Origin of the sequence: Streptomyces sp. MMBL 11-1, assembly GCF_028622875.1 — a bacterium.
Classification (GTDB): domain Bacteria; phylum Actinomycetota; class Actinomycetes; order Streptomycetales; family Streptomycetaceae; genus Streptomyces.
This window is the reverse complement of the sequence record NZ_CP117709.1, coordinates 5,896,695-5,913,410: the sequence shown is the minus strand read 5'-3', so window position 1 is coordinate 5,913,410 and position 16,716 is coordinate 5,896,695. Positions and strand designations below refer to the sequence as shown.

Annotated in this window: 12 protein-coding genes; 3 read left to right on the top strand and 9 right to left on the bottom strand. The window is 72.7% G+C overall.

The window, feature by feature from the left end; translation table 11 throughout:
• Window positions 1-128: 128 nt before the first annotated feature.
• On the bottom strand, window positions 129-1,076 hold the full coding sequence (locus PSQ21_RS26455) for a 2-hydroxyacid dehydrogenase (protein ID WP_274033588.1): 948 nt from the start codon (window positions 1,074-1,076) through the stop codon (window positions 129-131).
• 322 nt (window positions 1,077-1,398) lie between these two features.
• Here PSQ21_RS26455 and PSQ21_RS26450 point away from each other — a divergent pair, with 322 nt between their 5' ends.
• The 3 genes from PSQ21_RS26450 to PSQ21_RS26440 all read left to right on the top strand — a co-directional run bounded on the left by PSQ21_RS26450 (window position 1,399) and on the right by PSQ21_RS26440 (window position 4,201).
• Window positions 1,399-2,355: an aldo/keto reductase gene (locus PSQ21_RS26450; RefSeq protein ID WP_274035950.1), complete on the top strand. Its 957-nt coding sequence runs from the start codon at window positions 1,399-1,401 to the stop codon at window positions 2,353-2,355.
• Between the two features lie 278 nt (window positions 2,356-2,633).
• Window positions 2,634-3,842 (top strand): PQQ-dependent sugar dehydrogenase, encoded by a 1,209-nt coding sequence (locus PSQ21_RS26445; protein WP_274033587.1) that lies wholly within the window; start codon window positions 2,634-2,636, stop codon window positions 3,840-3,842.
• Window positions 3,843-3,880: 38 nt separating this feature from the next.
• Complete coding sequence (locus PSQ21_RS26440; RefSeq protein WP_274033585.1) at window positions 3,881-4,201, top strand: DUF6191 domain-containing protein; 321 nt, start codon at window positions 3,881-3,883, stop codon at window positions 4,199-4,201.
• Between the two features lie 21 nt (window positions 4,202-4,222).
• On the opposite strand, the gene PSQ21_RS26435 is transcribed toward PSQ21_RS26440, so the two are convergent.
• The 8 genes from PSQ21_RS26435 to gatA all read right to left on the bottom strand — a co-directional run bounded on the left by PSQ21_RS26435 (window position 4,223) and on the right by gatA (window position 16,711).
• Window positions 4,223-7,372 carry a helix-turn-helix transcriptional regulator gene (locus tag PSQ21_RS26435; RefSeq protein ID WP_274035948.1) on the bottom strand — a complete coding sequence of 1,050 codons (3,150 nt, stop codon included), beginning with the start codon at window positions 7,370-7,372 and terminating at the stop codon, window positions 4,223-4,225.
• A gap of 95 nt (window positions 7,373-7,467) precedes the next feature.
• Window positions 7,468-7,644: a hypothetical protein gene (locus PSQ21_RS26430; RefSeq protein ID WP_274033583.1), complete on the bottom strand. Its 177-nt coding sequence runs from the start codon at window positions 7,642-7,644 to the stop codon at window positions 7,468-7,470.
• Window positions 7,645-7,867: 223 nt separating this feature from the next.
• Window positions 7,868-8,563 (bottom strand): hypothetical protein, encoded by a 696-nt coding sequence (locus PSQ21_RS26425; protein WP_274033581.1) that lies wholly within the window; start codon window positions 8,561-8,563, stop codon window positions 7,868-7,870.
• Window positions 8,564-8,686: 123 nt separating this feature from the next.
• Entirely contained in the window at window positions 8,687-10,948 is a 2,262-nt protein-coding gene (locus tag PSQ21_RS26420; RefSeq protein WP_274033580.1) for an MMPL family transporter, read from the bottom strand.
• A 189-nt stretch (window positions 10,949-11,137) separates the two neighbouring features.
• Window positions 11,138-13,246 carry a phosphocholine-specific phospholipase C gene (locus PSQ21_RS26415; RefSeq protein ID WP_274033579.1) on the bottom strand — a complete coding sequence of 703 codons (2,109 nt, stop codon included), beginning with the start codon at window positions 13,244-13,246 and terminating at the stop codon, window positions 11,138-11,140.
• A 197-nt stretch (window positions 13,247-13,443) separates the two neighbouring features.
• Window positions 13,444-14,952: an Asp-tRNA(Asn)/Glu-tRNA(Gln) amidotransferase subunit GatB gene (gatB, locus tag PSQ21_RS26410; RefSeq protein ID WP_274033578.1), complete on the bottom strand. Its 1,509-nt coding sequence runs from the start codon at window positions 14,950-14,952 to the stop codon at window positions 13,444-13,446.
• 17 nt (window positions 14,953-14,969) lie between these two features.
• A complete protein-coding gene (locus tag PSQ21_RS26405) occupies window positions 14,970-15,203 on the bottom strand; it encodes a hypothetical protein (protein WP_047178948.1) in 234 nt (77 codons plus the stop codon).
• 5 nt (window positions 15,204-15,208) lie between these two features.
• Window positions 15,209-16,711 carry an Asp-tRNA(Asn)/Glu-tRNA(Gln) amidotransferase subunit GatA gene (gene gatA / locus PSQ21_RS26400; RefSeq protein ID WP_274033576.1) on the bottom strand — a complete coding sequence of 501 codons (1,503 nt, stop codon included), beginning with the start codon at window positions 16,709-16,711 and terminating at the stop codon, window positions 15,209-15,211.
• Between the last annotated feature and the right edge of the window lie 5 nt (window positions 16,712-16,716).

Here is a 16,716-nt window from a genome sequence, read left to right as displayed (position 1 = left end):
CCCGGATCGGACGATACACCAGATCCGTCACTCAGGGCCATAGCCCCTCTACGCTCCGTGACGAAAGACGAGGTGAGGGGCACTGCGTGCATCCGGACCGCCCCGTAGCGTGGCCGCTGCGGGCGGGGTCAGCCGGTGGTGGTCACCACGTTGCGCACCGCCTCGCCGTCGGCGAACCGGGTGAGCTGTGCGGCCAGCAGCCGCTTGGCGCGCGGTTCGAACGCCGAGGTGCTGCCGCCCACATGAGGCGTGATCAAGACATTCGGAGCATGCCAGAGAGGATGGCCCGCGGGCAGGGGTTCCGGGTCGGTCACATCGAGTGCGGCCCGAAGCCGTCCGGACTCGAGTTCGGACAACAGGGCCTTGGTGTCGACGACTCCGCCGCGGGCGACGTTCACGAGGAGGGCCCCGTCGGGCATCGCGGCGAGGAAGTCGGCGCCCACCAGGCCCTGCGTGGACGGGTTCAGCGGAGTGGAGAGGACCACGACGTCGGCTTCGGGCAGCAGGGCGGGCAGGTCGTCGAGCGTGTGTACGGGACCGCGCGCGGTGGTCCGTGCGGAGCGCGCGACGCGCGCCACCCGCGCGCACTCGAAGGGGGCGAGCCGGTCCTCGATGGCCGAGCCGATGGATCCGTAGCCCACGATGAGGACGGACTTGTCGGCGAGCGACGGGTAGAAGCCGGCACGCCACTCCTCGTTGTCCTGGCCGTGGACGAACCCGGGGAGCCCGCGCAGGGAGGCGAGGATCAGGGCGAGCGTCAGTTCGGCGGTGGACGCCTCGTGCACCCCCTGGGCGTTGCAGAGGCGTACGCCGGCGGGAAGCAGGCCCAGGCCGGGCTCCACGTGGTCGATGCCCGCGGAGAGCGTCTGCACCACCTGGACGGAGCTCATCGAGGCGAGCGGGCGCACCGCGACCTCGGGGCCCTTCATGTAGGGAACAACGTAGTAGGCGCAGTCGGCCGGGTCCCCGGGGAAGTCGGGTTCACCGTCCCAGAAGAGGTAGTTGAGGCCCTCGGGCAGCCCGTCGATCTCGTCGGCCCGGTAGGGCAGCCACACATCGGCAGTCGTCGCAGTCATGGTCAGGAGGCTATGCGACGGATGTGCGAGCGCTCCAGAGTTCGATCATGCGCGGCCGCGAGCGGCCATCCGTGCGTGCGGGCCGGACGGCCGCGTATCGTCACATCGCCCAAACACTTCCGTCCATCACTCACCGAACTCCCCCGACAGGGACCCGTGTCGTGGATCGGACGGGCGTGACCGTCCGGGTCCGGGACCGTGCTCCCGCGCCGTTCCCGGAAGAGCCGCCCGCGGACCGCGGCGGACGGGAAGGCGGAATGGCTCGTCCAGGAAAGGGTTCGTGGAGTTGGAGAGCAGGACAATCGGGGCGGCGGGGCTCGCCGTGGGTGCGGTCGGGCTGGGCTGCATGCCGATGAGCTGGGGTTACAGCGCCTCGCAGCAGCTCGGCGACCGTTCGGTGCGGACGGTGCACGCGGCGCTGGACGCGGGCGTCCGGCTGCTCGACACCGCCGACATGTACGGCCCGTTCACCAATGAGCTGCTGGTGGGGCGCGCGCTGAAGGGCCGCCGCCAGGAGGCGTTCGTCTCCACCAAGTGCGGGCTGCTGGTGGGCGATCAGCACATCGTCGCCAACGGCCGGCCGGGGTACGTGCGGCGGGCCTGTGACGCCTCGCTGCGGCGGCTCCAGACCGAGGTGATCGACCTGTACCAGCTGCACCGGGCCGACCCCGAGGTGCCGGTGGAGGAGACCTGGGGTGCGATGGCGGAGCTGGTCACCGCGGGCAAGGTGCGCTCGCTCGGGCTGTGCGCGGTGGGAGCGCGGGCCCCGCGCCGGTCGGGTGCGGGACCGCATGAGGGAACGATCCGGCAGTTGGAGCGGATCCAGCAGGTCTTCCCGGTCAGCGCCGTCGAGGCGGAGCTGTCGGTGTGGTCGCGCGAGGCGCTGGCGGAGCTGCTGCCGTGGTGTGCGGCGCGCGGGGTCGGGCTGCTGGCGGCGATGCCGCTGGGCAGCGGCTATCTGACCGGGACGCTGAAGCCGGGCCAGGGGTTCGAGCCGGAGGATCTGCGGGCCAGGCATCCGCGGTTCACGGCGGAGGTGATGGCGGCGAACCAGCCGGTGGTGGCCGGGCTGCGGCGGGTCGCGGAGCGGCGCGGGGCGACGGTCGCCCAGGTGGCGCTGGCGTGGGTGCTGCGCCAGGGGCCGCACGTGGTGCCGGTGCCGGGGGCGAAGCGGGAGCAGTGGGCGGTGGAGAACGCCGGGGCGGCGCGGGTGGTCCTGGACGACCGGGACCTGGCGGAGATCGACGGCCTGCCCGCCGCCCGCGAGTCGTGGGACTGAGCCGCCTCGGGGCTGAGGGCCGAGCGTCACGGGGCTGAGGCCGCCGGCGGGGAAGGGCGACGGAGGCGAGGGGCGACCGGGCCGGGCGTCGGTGGGCCGGGAGCCGACCGGGCCGGGCGCCGACGGGTCGGGCGTCGACAGGCCGGGCGTCGACAGGCCGGGCGCCGACGGGTCGGGCGTCTCCCGCCGCGCGGCGGGAGAATGGGCGCATCGGGAACTCCTGGGCCGGCCGCGGTGTAGGAACAGGTAGTCAGGCAACCGTCGAAAGGATCGGTTCCGTGCGTGGTGCTCTGTTCGGACCTGTGCAGTCCCCGGCGACGCGCAGGGGGGTGGTGGCCCTGCTGGCGTCGGCCGCCCTGCTGCTGTCCGCCGCGTGTTCCGGCGGGGACGGTGGTTCGTCCGGGCGGCCCGCGGGTTCCCCGAGCGCTTCCGGGGACTCCGCTCCTCCGGCCTCGCCGAGCCGGTCGGCGGATCTGCCGCCCGCGAAGGGCTCGGCGAAGGTGGTCTCGACGCTGACCGAGGGGCTGAAGTCGCCCTGGGGCCTGGCCGCGCTGCCGGGCGGTGACCTGCTGGTGTCCTCGCGCGACGAGGGCACGGTCCACCGGATCGACGGCGGGAGCGGGAAGCGGACGCTGCTCGGCTCGGTGCCCGGGGTGGCCCCGGCCGGCGAGGGCGGGCTGCTCGGGCTCGCCGTCTCCTCCACGTTCGGCGCGGACCAGCTGGTGTACGCCTACTTCACCACCACGTCCGACAACCGGATCGTCCGCATGAGTTACGACGAGAAGCGCCCGGCGGGACAGCAGCTGGGGGCCCCGGACACCGTCCTGCGCGGCATCCCCAAGGGCAGCATCCACAACGGCGGCCGGATCGCGTTCGGCCCGGACAAGATGCTGTACGCGGGCACGGGCGAGACCGGGGACACCGGGCTGGCCCAGGACAAGGAGTCGCTGGCGGGCAAGATCCTGCGGATGACCCCCGACGGCGAGCCGGTGCACGGCAATCCGGAGGCGGACTCGGTGGTGTATTCGTACGGCCACCGCAATGTTCAGGGACTCGCCTGGGACAAGGAGAAGCGGCTGTGGGCCGCCGAGTTCGGCCAGAACACCTGGGACGAGCTGAATCTGATCGAGCCCGGCGGGAACTACGGCTGGCCCGAGGTCGAGGGCCGGGAGGGCGAGGACGGGTTCATCGACCCGGTGGCCCAGTGGAAGACCTCCGAGGCCTCCCCCAGCGGAATCGCCTACGCGAAGGGCTCGATCTGGATGGCCGGGCTGCGCGGCGAGCGGCTCTGGCGCATTCCGCTGTCCGGCGAGAAGGCGGAGGAACCTTATGCGGACCCCCAGTCGTTCCTGGAGGAGAAGCACGGCCGCCTGCGCACCGTGGTGAGTGCGGGGAGCGACCGTCTGTGGCTGGTCACCAGCAACACGGACGGACGGGGCACGCCGAAGCCCGGGGACGACAGGGTCCTTGAGGTGGAGGTGGAGTAGCCGACCGCCCGTGCGGCATGTCGGAGGGAGCACGGCCCGTGTTCAATTTCTTCGAGGAGCTGTTCGCCCCGGGGCGCAAGCACACCTCGGACGAGCGGCGGCGGCTGGAGCTGAGCCGGGTGGATCTCGGCGTCGGCGATCCGGACCGGGGGCCGATAGACCTGACCTCGGGGAAGGTGACCGTCCGCGCCCCGGCCGCGGAAACCGCTCCCCGTATGCCCTCGGACGCCGCCGCCGGGCCCCCGAACGGCCGCATGCTTCCGGCCGCGCCCGAGCAGGACGCCGTCCTGGACCGGCCGAGAGCCGGGAAGCCGGTGAGCGGGCCCGAGCGGCGCGCGGAGGAGGAGCCCGGGACGTAGACGCAGGGGCGTGACCGAGGCCTACGCGGCCGGGTAGAGGCGGAGGCGGTGGGCGAGGGCGGCCGCCTCGCCGCGGCTGGAGACGCCGAGCTTGGCCAGGATGTTGGAGACGTGCACGCTCGCGGTCTTCGGCGAGATGAACAGCTCCTCGGCGATCCTGCGGTTGGTGTGCCCGGCCGCGACCAGCCGGTGAACGTCCTGCTCGCGCGGGGTGAGCCCGAAGGACGCCACGGCGGCGATGGCGGGGTCCTGTTCGTCGGCCGACCTCCCCTCGGGGCTCCCTGCGGCGGACACGGCGGTCAGGACGGCCGGGTGGATCTCGGCGTCGGGGCCGGATGGAGCGCCGGGGCCGTCCAGGGGGATGCGGGCGCGGGCCGCCAGCTGTTCGACCGCCTCGGCGAGCGGGCGCGCGCCGAGCCGGTGCGCGGCCTCCCGGGCGCGGTGCAGCAGGACCGTGGCGGTGGACCGGTCGCCGGGGGCGATGAGCAGGGACTCCGCCCAGCGGCGGTGGATCTGGGCCAGTTCGTAGGGGCGGCTCAGCGGACCGAAGGCCTCGGCGGCGCGCGCCCAGTGACCGGGGGTGTCCGTGCCCTCCGCGCGGGCCAGCTCCGCGTCGATGAGGACGCCGTGGGCCGCCCACACGGGGACGAGCATCGGCAGGCTCTTCACGCACCGGCGGATCAGCGCGAGCAGCTCCGGGCGGTCCGGTTCGGCGGCGGGCAGCCCCCGGGCGTCCGCCTCGATCATGGCGGCGGTCTGGAGCAGCGGCAGGGCGTAGCGCTGGGTGCCGGGCGGGAAGCCGTGCCGGGCCAGTTCCTCGAACACGGCCCGCGCCTCGGCGAGCCGGCCCTGCGATGCGGCCAGCAGCATGGTGTGCCGGACGGGGGCGATCAGGTGCTGGGGCTGCGGGTCGCGCTGGCCGAAGTGCTTGCGGGCCAGGGCGAGCAGTTCCTCCGCCTCGGCGAAGTCTCCGCGGGCGACGGCCAGTTCGGTACGACGCAGGGCGGCGAGCCCCTTCGCCTTGGAGGCCAGGGCGAGACGGCCGGCGGACGCGGCGGCGGCCTCGCTCTGGGCCCAGTGTCCCAGGGAGAACAGGGATTGCGCCTGGTTGGCGTACACCCAGGCCCCGGAGTCGGCCAGTCCGTGGCTGTGGCAGATCTCGATGCCGTGGTCGGCGGCGGCGACGGCCTCCAGCGAGCGGCCCATCGCTTCGAGCGAGGAGGGCAGGTTGACGCTGACCCGGCCCAGCAGGTTCATCAGGTGCAGCTTCTCGGCACGGTCCCGGACCGCGTACATCTCGGCGAGGCCGTCCTCGACGCCGCCCGCGTCCGCGGTGAGCCAGCCCCGGGTGAGGCGGGCGTGCAGCTCGATGTACTCGTCGCCGACGAGCCGGGCGTACTCCACCGCGCGGTCGCTGTCGGCGAGCGCCTGCGGGCCCGGCTGGTGCAGCGCCCGCCAACTGGCCACGTTGGTCAGGACGTCGGCCTGCACCGGGGACGGCGGCAGTCCGCGCACCAGTTCCTGCGCGGTGGCCAGCTCCTCCCAGCCGTCCCCCTTGTCGAGCCCCTGCATCAGCCGGCTGCGCTGGACCCAGAACCAGGCCTCGCGCAGCGGGTCGGCCTCGGACGCCAGGACCCGCATCGCCTTCTTCGAGATGGCCAGGGCGCGTTTGCGGTCACCGCCGAAGTGGGCGGCGACGGTGGCCTCGGCCATGACGTCCAGGTAGCGCAGCGGGGTGTTCTCCGGGTCGCAGCCGGACGCCGGGTAGACCTCGGCGTAGTCGAAGGGGCGCAGGGTGGCGAGCACCGCGTCGGGGACGTCGTCCCAGAGCTCCATCGCCCGTTCCAGCAGTCTCAGTTGCTCGGAGTAGGCGTAGCGGCGGCGGGCCTCGACGGCGGCCCGGAGCACGGCGGGCAGGGCCTTGGCGGCGTCGTGGGCGGCGTACCAGTAGCTGGCGAGGCGGGTGGCGCGTTCGTCGTCCCGGACGAGCGAGGGATCGGCTTCCAGCGCTTCGGCGTACCGGCGGTTGACGCGGGTGCGTTCACCGGGCAGCAGATCGTCGCTGACGGCCTCGCGGACCAGGGAGTGCCGGAAGCGGTAGCCGTCGTTGTCGGGAGCCGGTTGCAGCAGGTTGGCGCCGACGGCCGCGCGCAGGGCCTCGTCGAGGTCGTCCTCGCCCAGTCCGGCGACGGTGGCCAGCAGTTCGTGTTCGACGAAGGAGCCGCCCTCGGCGACCAGCCTGGCGATCCGCTGGGCGTGCTCGGGGAGCGCCTCCACGCGGACGAGCAGGAGGTCGCGGAGCGATTCGGTCAGGCCGGAGCTGTCGCCGCAGCACTCCAGGGAGCGGGCCAGCTCCTCGACGAAGAAGGCGTTGCCGTCGGAGCGTTCGAAGATCTCGTCGACGAGTGCGGCCTCGGGGGTCTCGGCCAGGATGCCGGCGAGCTGGCGGCCGACCTCGTCGTGGCTGAACCGGTCGAGCTCGACGCGGGTGACGGTGCGCAGCCGGTCCAGCTCGGCGAGGAGCGGCCGCAGGGGGTGGCGGCGGTGGATGTCGTCGGCGCGGTAGGTGCCGACGACCATGAGGCGGCCGCTGCCCAGGGTGCGGAAGAGGTAGGCGAGCAGGTGCCGGGTGGAGGCGTCCGCCCAGTGCAGGTCCTCCAGGACGAGGACGACCACGCGTTCGGCGGAGATCCGTTCCAGCAGCCTTACGGTGAGTTCGAAGAGGCGGGCGATGCTGTGCTCGTCGGTCGTGTCCCGGTGGACCTCGCCCAGTTCGGGCAGGAGCCGGGCCAGCTCGCCCTCCTGGCCGGCGCAGGCGGCGGCCATCTCCTCGGGCAGGTCCCGGCGCAGGGCGCGCAGGGCGGTGGGGAAGGGGGCGAACGGCAGTCCGTCGGCCCCGATCTCGACGCAGGACCCGACGGCGACGACGGCGCCGCGCCGTTCGGCCGCCGTGACGAACCGCTCGACCAGGCGGGTCTTGCCGACGCCTGCCTCGCCGCCGATCAGCAGTGCCTGCGGGTCGCCGGACGCGGCCCGCGCGAGCGCCTCGGTGAGCGCGGCGAACTCCTCGGCGCGCCCGATGAACACGGGGCTGACTGACCTGGTCTCCACGCCGCCGAGCATCGCATACGCGTACGAGCCGGCGGGAGGCTTTTCGCGGACGGTGATCATGATCCCGGCGCGGTCCGGGCCCGCCGCGCCCGATGCCGCGGGGGCGTCGGCGGGACCGGCGACCGGTGCCGTGGTGCGCCCGGTCCCGGACACCGTCAGGCGGCCGGGGCGAAGCGGGCGCGGTCGCCCTCCACCACCTTCCCTTCGGGATCACCGCGTCCGGAGCGGCGGGCGGCCCGGCGGGCGAGGCGGGCCCGGCCGATCTCCCGCTCGGCGTCGGCCCGGCGGATCAGCTCGGCGGAGGTGGAGCGGTAGAGCTCGTACTCGTACATGGTGGGCCCCTGGTTCCTGGTCGTGGCAGCGGACCTGAGGGGTGCCGGGCCGGGTCGGCCGGGTCCCTGTGTCCGCTGTGGGTCCACTGTCGTCGGCCAGGAGGGGGTGCCGCATCGGGCGAGTTCCGCATCTTCGCGGTGGTGGGGGCCTTAGGGCCGGGCCTCGGGTGTCCGAGGGGTGGGCGGGGGCCTTAGACCGTGCCGTACGGGGGTGCGCCCCGGCTCAGCCGCCGGCCGGGGTGCCCGCGGTGGGCAGGGGGACGAAGAGGTCGAGGTACATGCCCGCGGAGATCAGCACACCGAGGACGCCGAGGGCGACTCCGGCCAGGGCGACCGCGCGGACCCAGGTGGGCTGCGGGCGCCCGGAGGGGGTGCCGAAGGCGGGGCGGACCAGGACGAAGACGCCGACGAGCAGGGCCAGGACGGCGAAGACGCCGTTGACCAGGGCGGTGGTGTGCCAGGCGTCCCCGTAGATCTCGGAGATCTGCTGGGCCGCGCTGCCGCCGCCGGAGGTCTGGATCTGGCCGATGAGCGTCTCGCGCTCGGCGGCGACCCGGCCGGACCACGCGCCGGTCAGGGCGACGATGCCGAGGGCGGCGGAGACGACGGCCGCCGCGCCCGCGCCGACGCCGTGGCGGGCTTCCTCGAAGGGGTCGGGCTCCAGGACGTCGTCGTCGTCCCCGGCCTCGCCCTCGGCCTGCCCGGCGAGGTCGTCGGGGGCCGTTCCGGGGTCCGTCGCGTCTGACGGTGTGCCGGTGGTGTCCTTGGCCGCGGAGTCCTCCGCCGGGTCCTTCACCAGGGAGTCCTGCGCGGTCGCCTCCTCCGTGACGGCGTCGGCGGTGCCCTCGGCGGGGTCGGTCGTCCCGGCGGGCGGGGTGGTCGGGGTCGGGGTCGTCGTCTTGGAGGGGGTGGTGTTCATGCGCCGCACGCTAGGCGGCCCGGATGAGAGCCCCCTTAACGCCGCGGACCGCGCCGGGGCTCAGCGCCCGGGCCGGGCCCGCCATTCCGGGGCGAGGACGGACCAGATCTCGGAGCCCGGTCGTCACCCGGCGACACGGCGAACATCGCGCTCCTCCCCGGATGGCCGGGCCGTCACCGGTCCGGCGCCCTCTCCGGCACCCGTACCGCGTGGCTCCGGGATCCGGGCACCGAGCGGCACGCAGTCGGGCGGCTCGATGCTGATCCTGGGCAGCCGCTTGTCCAGCCAGCCCGGCAGCCACCAGTTCGCCCCGCCGAGCATGTGCATCAGGGCGGGCACGAGCAGGGTGCGCAGCACGAAGGCGTCCAGGGCGACGGCGGTGGCCAGCGCGATGCCGAACATGGCGATGACCCGGTCGCCGCTGAGCACGAAGGCGAGGAAGACGGAGATCATGATCACGGCGGCGGAGTTGATGACCCGGCCGGTCTCGGCGAGGCCGACCCGTACGGCCCGCCGGTTGTCGCCGGTCTCCAGCCACTCCTCGTACATCCGGCCGACCAGGAAGACCTGGTAGTCCATGGAGAGGCCGAAGAGGACCGAGACCATGATCACGGGGAGGAAGGGTTCGATGGGCCCCGCGCTGCCGAGGCCGAGCAGCTCGCTCCCCCAGCCCCACTGGAAGACGGCCACGACGACGCCGAAGGACGAGGCGACGGCGGCCACGTTCATCACGGCGGCCTTGAGCGGGATGCCGATGGAGCGGAACGCCAGGAGGAGGAGCAGACAGCCGAGTGAGATGACGACCCCGACGAAGAGCGGCAGTTTCCCGACGATGATCTCGGCGAAGTCGTCGTAGCTCGCCGTCACCCCGCCGACGTGGGCCTGAAGCGAGGTGGCGTCCCGGACCGGCGGCAGCACGTCGTCCCGGATCCGGTCGACCAGCTCGCTGGTGTCCTGCGACTGGGGCGACGAGTCGGGGACCACGGTGAGGAACGCGGTGTCGCCGGCGCTGTTGTACGTGACCGGGCCGACGGACGCGACGCCTTCGGTGGTGCGCAGCTTGCCGGGCAGCGAGTCCAGGGCGAGCCGGTCGTCCGCGCCGTCGAGCTCGGCGGCGATCGTGAGGGGGCCGTTGACACCGGGCCCGAAGCCGTCGGCGATCAGGTCGTATGCCTGCCGGGTGGTGGCGGTGGCCGGGTTGTTGCCCTGGTCGGAGGTGCCCAGGTGGAGGCCGAGGGCGGGCAGGGCGAGCACCACCATGACGACGGCCGCGATGCCCCCGAGCAGCTTGGGGTGCCGCTCCACGAACGCGGACCAGCGGGCGGCGAAGCCGGTGGGCAGCTCGGGCCGCGGCCCGTGTTCGGCGAGCTGTCGCCGCTCGCGGCGGCTGAGCGCCCGCGTCCCGATGAGGGAGAGCAGCGCGGGCAGCAGGGTCACCGAGGCCAGCACGGTGAGGACGACGGTGAGCGAGGCGGCGATGGCGACGCCGTTGAGGAAGCCGAGCCGCAGGATCAGCATGCCGAGCAGGGCGATGCAGACGGTGGCCCCGGCGAAGACGACGGCGCGGCCGGTGGTCGTGACGGCGTTCTGCGCGGCCTCGTCGACGGACATCCCGCGCCGCAGCCCTCTGCGGTGCCGGGTGACGATGAACAGGGCGTAGTCGATGCCCACGCCGAGCCCGATGAGCATGCCGAGCATCGGGGCGAAGTCCGCCACGGTCATCAGGTGGCCGAGCAGCACGGTGCCCGCGTAGGCGGTGCCCACGGAGACCAGGGCGGTGGCGATGGGCAGCAGGCTGGCGGCGAGCGAGCCGAAGGCGAGGAAGAGCACGACGGCCGCGACGACGACGCCGATGCCCTCGGCGAGGTGGACGGAGGGCGCTTCGGTGAGGGCGACGGCGGTGCCGCCCAGCTCGACCCGGAGCCCGTCGGCCTCGGCTCCCTTCGCGGTGTCGACGAGGGCGCGGGCCTGGGAGGCGGGGATCTCGTCGGCGGGGCGGTCGAAGGTGACCGTGGCGTAGGCGGTGTGGCCGTCCTCGCTGATCTGGCCGGGGCCGGTGCCCCCGTACGGGCCGGTGACCGCGCCGACGCCCGGCAGCTCCTCGATCGCGTGGAGCGTCCGGGTCATGGTCTGCTCGACGTCGGCGGCCCGGACCGTGGAGCCGGTGGTGTGCCAGACGACGGTGTCGGTGTCGCCGCCGAGGTCGGTGAAGCCGCGGGAGAGGAGTTCGGTGGCCCGGCCGGACTCGGTGCCGGGGACCTCGTAGTCGTTGGAGTACGCCGAACCCGCGAAGCCTGCCGCGGCGGCGGTCCCGCCGAGGGCGGCGAGCCAGATGAGGACGGCGACGAGGCGGTGCCTGATGCACCAGCGGGCGATGGCAGCCAACGGATGAGCTCCCTGCGGGTTCGTGGACCTTTACCCGCAGATAACGTGATCTGCCCGCAAACGTCTCATGACCTGAGACCGCCACTCTGTCAGCAGAACGTGATCCTTTGTCCGTTTCGTGGCCATGGTCACAGGGCCTGATCTGCCCCTTGTACGGGACAGACCAGGCCCGGCGGCCGCTGCTGTCGGTCAGCCCGAGACGCTCGCCCGGCCGTTCTCGATGTGGCCCATGAGCCGCCGCCGGAAGCCGTCCTCCCCGTCGACGGTGACGGCGAGGTCGTACCAGCCGTGGGCGTCGGCCGCCGAGTGCGCGAGCGCCCGGCTGCGGCCCGGCTTGACCGTGACGCGGCGGGTCCAGTCCCGTACGTCGTCCTCGTCGACATAGCCGAGCGGCCGCACCAGGAAGGTCAGGGTCCGGCGGCCGGTGTTGCGCAGGGTGAGGTGCAGGTCGCGGTCGCGGTGGTCGATACGGGTGGCGACCTCCGCCCCTCCGTCGGCCGGTCCGGCGAACTCGCGCCGGAAGCCGTTGGGCCCGGTGACCGTGAAGCGGTACGCCTCCCGCGTCAGCGGGACGGTCCAGTGCGCGGTGTCGGGGACGTCCTTGTGCTGCGGGGCCGGGAACTCGCCCGCGTACGGGTAGAGGGTGAAGTGCGCCGAGGACCTGCCGGTGTTGGTGAGCTCCACCCGCAGCGTGTCGCCGGACCGCCTCGCCCGGGCGTCCGGCTGGTACGGCAGCGGGCGCGCCGGGCGTGCGCCGGGCTCCTGCGCGGGGAGATGCTGGACGGCGGGCGGCTTCGGCTGCCAGCGTCCGCTCAGCGGCGGGATCGCCCCCGGCCGCTCGACGGCGGGCTGCCGCCGGGCCCGGGTGAAGTCGAAGGCGGAGGTGAGATCGCCGGTGACGCGCCGCCGCCAGTCGCTGATGTTGGGTTCCCGCACACCGGTCCAGCGCTCCAGGAAGCGGATGACGGAGGTGTGGTCGAAGACCTCGGAGCAGACGTACCCGCCGACGGTCCACGGCGAGACGACCAGCAGCGGCACCCGGATCCCGAGCCCGGTGGGCCGGCCCTCCCACTGTTCGTCGGTGACCTCGGGGGGTGCGACGGGCGGCGGGACGTGGTCGAAGAAGCCGTCGTTCTCGTCGTAGTTGATCAGTACGGCGGTGTGCCGCCACACGTCGGGGTGGTTGCCGAGCGCGTCGAGGATCTTGTAGACGACGGTGGCACTGTGCACCGGTGAGGAGACGCTCGGGTGCTCGGAGTCGATCGCCGAGGGGACCAGGTAGGAGACCTCGGGGAGCGTTCCGGCCGCGACGTCCTTGGCGAACTCGTCCGCCAGCGTCCCCGTCGGCACCCGGCGCAGCCCCCGCTCGAACAGGCTGCGCTCGCTCCGGGTGAGGGTGGCGACGCCCTCCTCCAGCAGCCCGAGGAGCCGGACGCGCTCGGTCTCGGACGCGCCCCGGACCTTCGCGTAGAAGGCCTCCATGTAGGTGTGCCCGCCGGTCCTGGCGAGCGCCTTGCGGGCGATCGCCTTGAAGGTGGCGTAGAACTCGATCTGGTTGTCGGTGAAGTTCTCCCACTCGGTGTACGTCCGCCAGCTGCGCCCGGCCTTCTCCAGCCGCTCGGCGTAGGTGGACCAGTCGTAGCCGGGGTGGGTGCCCTCGTTGTACGCGTCGTTGCCGACGGCCCGCTTCCCGTTCGGCTCGAAGCCGGTCTTCCCGCTCCAGAGGTGGTTGCGGTTGGGGCTGGTGGAGGTGTGGACGGAGGAGTGGTAGGCGTCGCAGACGGTGAAGGTGTCGGCCAGCTCGTAGTGGAGCGGGATGTCGCGGCGGTCGTAGTACGCCATCGTGGCCGCGGTCTTCGCGCTGATCCAGCCGTTCATCCAGCCGCCGCCCCAGGCCTTCGCGCCGCCGTTCCAGGAGTGGTCGAGGGCGCCGATGTACTGGAGGTCCTTCTTCTGCTCCTCGGCCGCTCCGCGCACCGGGAAGGGCAGCACGGTGGAGCCGGCCGCGGCGGGCTGCTCGAACACCGTCCCGCCGGTGGGCAGCTCGATGGCGTTGCGGTCGCCGAAGCCGCGTACGCCGCGCAGGGTGCCGAAGTAGTGGTCGAAGGAACGGTTCTCCTGCATCAGGATCACCACGTGCTTGATGGAGCCGAGGCCTCCCCCGCCGGACCCCGCGTGGGCGGGCTGCGCGGCGATGGCGGCCTGGAGCGAGGGCGGCAGGAACGATCCGGCCGCAGCGGCGCCGAGTGCGCCGCCGCCCAGCGCGAAGAGCCGTCGCCGTGACATGTCCGTGGTCAAAAGAGCCTCCCGGTTCCGGTGGTTACAGCCGGGAAGCTAGTCAGCCCGGGTGGCGCCGGGAAGGACTGCGTACGGACCGGCGGTGAACGTCCAAGAGTCCGTACCGGAAGTCCAAGCCCGCGAAGGGGCGGTGCGCCCGCACTGCGCGGGCGCACCGCCCCTTCGCGGGACGTGCTCGGTGGACGGGACCGCGGGTGTCAGCCCTCGACGCCGAGCTTCTCCAGGATCAGCTCGCGCACGCGTGCCGCGTCCGCCTGGCCACGGGTGGCCTTCATGACCGCGCCGACGAGCGCGCCCGCCGCCGCGACCTTGCCGCCGCGGATCTTGTCCGCGATGGCCGCGTTGCCCGCGATGGCCTCGTCCACGGCCGTGGACAGCGCGCCCTCGTCGGAGACGACCTTCAGGCCGCGCTTCTCGACGACGGTGTCCGGGTCGCCCTCGCCCGCGAGGACACCCTCGATGACCTGGCGGGCCAGCTTGTCGTTGAGGTCGCCCGCGGCGACGAGCGCGGCCACCCGGGCGACCTGCGCCGGGGTGATCGGCAGCTCGTCCAGACCGCGGCCGGTCTCGTTGGCGTTACGGGCCAGCTCGCCCATCCACCACTTGCGGGCCTGGTCCGAGGGTGCGCCCGCCTCGGTCGTGGCGACGATCAGGTCGACCGCGCCCGCGTTGAGGATGGACTGCATGTCGTGCTCGCTGACGCCCCACTCCTCCTTGAGCCGCGCCCGGCGCAGCCGGGGAAGCTCGGGGAGGCCCTTGCGCAGCTCCTCGACCCAGTCGCGCGCGGGCGCGACGGGCACCAGGTCCGGCTCGGGGAAGTAGCGGTAGTCCTCGGCGTTGTCCTTGATGCGGCCGGCCGTGGTGGAGCCGTCCTCCTCGTGGAAGTGCCGGGTCTCCTGCACGATGGTGCCGCCCGAGGACAGCACGGCGGCGTGCCGCTGGATCTCGAAGCGCGCGGCCCTCTCGACGGAACGCAGCGAGTTCACGTTCTTCGTCTCGGAGCGGGTACCGAACGCCTCGCGGCCGTGCGGGCGCAGCGACAGGTTGACGTCGCAGCGCATCTGGCCCATCTCCATGCGGGCCTCGGAGACCCCGAGGGCCTTGATCAGCTCGCGGAGCTCGGCGACGTACGCCTTGGCGACCTCGGGGGCACGCGCGCCGGCTCCCTCGATCGGCTTCGTGACGATCTCGATGAGCGGGATGCCGGCCCGGTTGTAGTCGAGCAGGGAGTGGGACGCGCCGTGGATACGGCCGGTGGCGCCGCCGACGTGCGTCGACTTGCCGGTGTCCTCCTCCATGTGGGCGCGCTCGATCTGCACCCGGAAGATCTCGCCGTCCTCCAGCTGGACGTCCAGATAGCCGTCGAAGGCGATCGGCTCGTCGTACTGGGAGGTCTGGAAGTTCTTCGGCATGTCCGGATAGAAGTAGTTCTTCCGGGCGAATCGGCACCACTCGGCGATCTCGCAGTGGAGCGCGAGACCGATCTTGATGGCCGACTCCACGCCGATCTCGTTGACGACCGGCAGGGCGCCGGGCAGTCCGAGACAGACCGGGCAGGTCTGCGAGTTGGCGTCCTGCTTCAGCTCCGTGGAGCAGCCGCAGAACATCTTCGTCTTGGTGCCGAGCTCGACATGGACTTCGAGGCCCATGACGGGGTCGTAGGACGCGAGCGCGTCCTCGTACGACACCAGGTCAGTGACAGTCACGGTGAAACTTATCCCTCTCAGCCCAGCAGAACGTCGTCGTCGCCGAGACGCTTCAGTTCGCGATAGAGGATCGCGAGTCCGGTGACGATGGCGGCCGCGGAGACCGCCGCGTCGACGAGCCGCAGCACGTCGTTGTCCTCGCGCGCGAGCTTCGCCTGCTTGACGATGCTGATCGCGCCGAACGCGGTACTGCCGAGCGAGACGTACAGCCCGGTCTTGGACTTCTTGAAGTTACTGGCCTTCTTTGCCATGGCACTCACAGCGACGGAGCCTCCTCAAGCAGCGGGTGCCCCCACTTTTCCACGAAGGCGGCCTCGACGGCCGCTCCGACCTTGTAGAGCCGGTCGTCCTTCATGGCGGGGGCGATGATCTGCAGTCCGACCGGCAGACCGTCCTCCGGGGCCAGGCCGCAGGGCAGCGACATGGCGGAGTTGCCGGCCAGGTTGGTGGGGATGGTGCACAGGTCCGCGAGGTACATGGCCATCGGATCGTCGGCGCGCTCGCCGATCGGGAAGGCGGTGGTCGGCGTCGTCGGGGAGACGATCACGTCGACCTGCTCGAAGGCCTTCTCGAAGTCCTGGGTGATCAGGGTGCGGACCTTCTGGGCTGAGCCGTAGTACGCGTCGTAGTAGCCGGAGCTGAGCGCGTACGTCCCCAGGATGATGCGGCGCTTGACCTCGTCGCCGAAGCCCGCCTCACGGGTGAGCGCGGTGACGTCCTCGGCCGACTTCGTACCGTCGTCGCCGACCCGCAGGCCGTAACGCATGGCGTCGAAGCGGGCCAGGTTGGAGGAGCACTCGGACGGTGCGATCAGGTAGTACGCGGAGAGCGCCAGGTCGAAGGACGGGCAGTCCAGCTCGACGACGTCCGCGCCCAGCGACTTCAGCAGCTCGACCGACTCGTCGAACCGCTGGAGGACACCGGCCTGGTAGCCCTCGCCGCGGAACTGCTTGACGACGCCGACGCGCATGCCCTGTACGGAGCCGTTGCGGGCGGCCTCGACGACCGGCGGGACCGGCGCGTCGATGGAGGTCGAGTCCAGCGGGTCGTGCCCGGCGATGGCCTCGTGCAGCAGCGCCGCGTCCAGGACCGTACGGGCACAGGGCCCGCCCTGGTCGAGGGAGGACGAGAAGGCGACCATGCCGTAGCGGGAGACACCGCCGTAGGTGGGCTTGACGCCGACCGTGCCGGTGACGGCGGCGGGCTGGCGGATCGAGCCGCCGGTGTCCGTGCCGATGGCGAGGGGGGCCTCGTAGGAGGCGAGGGCGGCGGAGGAGCCGCCGCCGGAGCCGCCGGGGATGCGCGTGAGGTCCCACGGGTTGCCGGTGGGGCCGTAGGCGCTGTTCTCGGTGGAGGACCCCATGGCGAACTCGTCCATGTTGGTCTTGCCGAGGATGACGACGTCGGCGGCGCGCAGCTTCCGCGTGAGCGTCGCGTCGTACGGCGGGACCCAGCCCTCAAGGATCTTGGAACCGACGGTGGTCGGCATGTCCTTGGTGGTGAAGATGTCCTTCAGCGCGAGCGGGACGCCGGCCAGCGGGCCGAGCTTCTCGCCCGCCTCCCGCTTCGCGTCCACGGCGCGGGCCTGGGCGAGCGCGCCCTCGCGGTCGAGGTGCAGGAAGGCGTGGACCTTCTCGTCGACCGCGTCGATCCGGGCCAGGTGGGCCTCGGTGACCTCGACGGCGGTCAGCTCGCCGGAGGCGATTTTCCCGGCGATCTCGGCCGCGGTGAGCTTGATGATGGTGCTGATGTCCGTCATGGCGG

Excerpts from the sequence above, each read along its gene's own strand:
- gatA (WP_274033576.1), bottom strand. The coding sequence starts at position 16,711 with ATGACGGACATCAGCACCATCATCAAGCTCACCGCGGCCGAGATCGCC.
- PSQ21_RS26455 (WP_274033588.1), bottom strand. The coding sequence starts at position 1,076 with ATGACTGCGACGACTGCCGATGTGTGGCTGCCCTACCGGGCCGACGAG.
- PSQ21_RS26435 (WP_274035948.1), bottom strand. The coding sequence starts at position 7,372 with ATGATCACCGTCCGCGAAAAGCCTCCCGCCGGCTCGTACGCGTATGCG.
- PSQ21_RS26430 (WP_274033583.1), bottom strand. The coding sequence starts at position 7,644 with ATGTACGAGTACGAGCTCTACCGCTCCACCTCCGCCGAGCTGATCCGC.
- PSQ21_RS26425 (WP_274033581.1), bottom strand. The coding sequence starts at position 8,563 with ATGAACACCACCCCCTCCAAGACGACGACCCCGACCCCGACCACCCCG.
- PSQ21_RS26405 (WP_047178948.1), bottom strand. The coding sequence starts at position 15,203 with ATGGCAAAGAAGGCCAGTAACTTCAAGAAGTCCAAGACCGGGCTGTAC.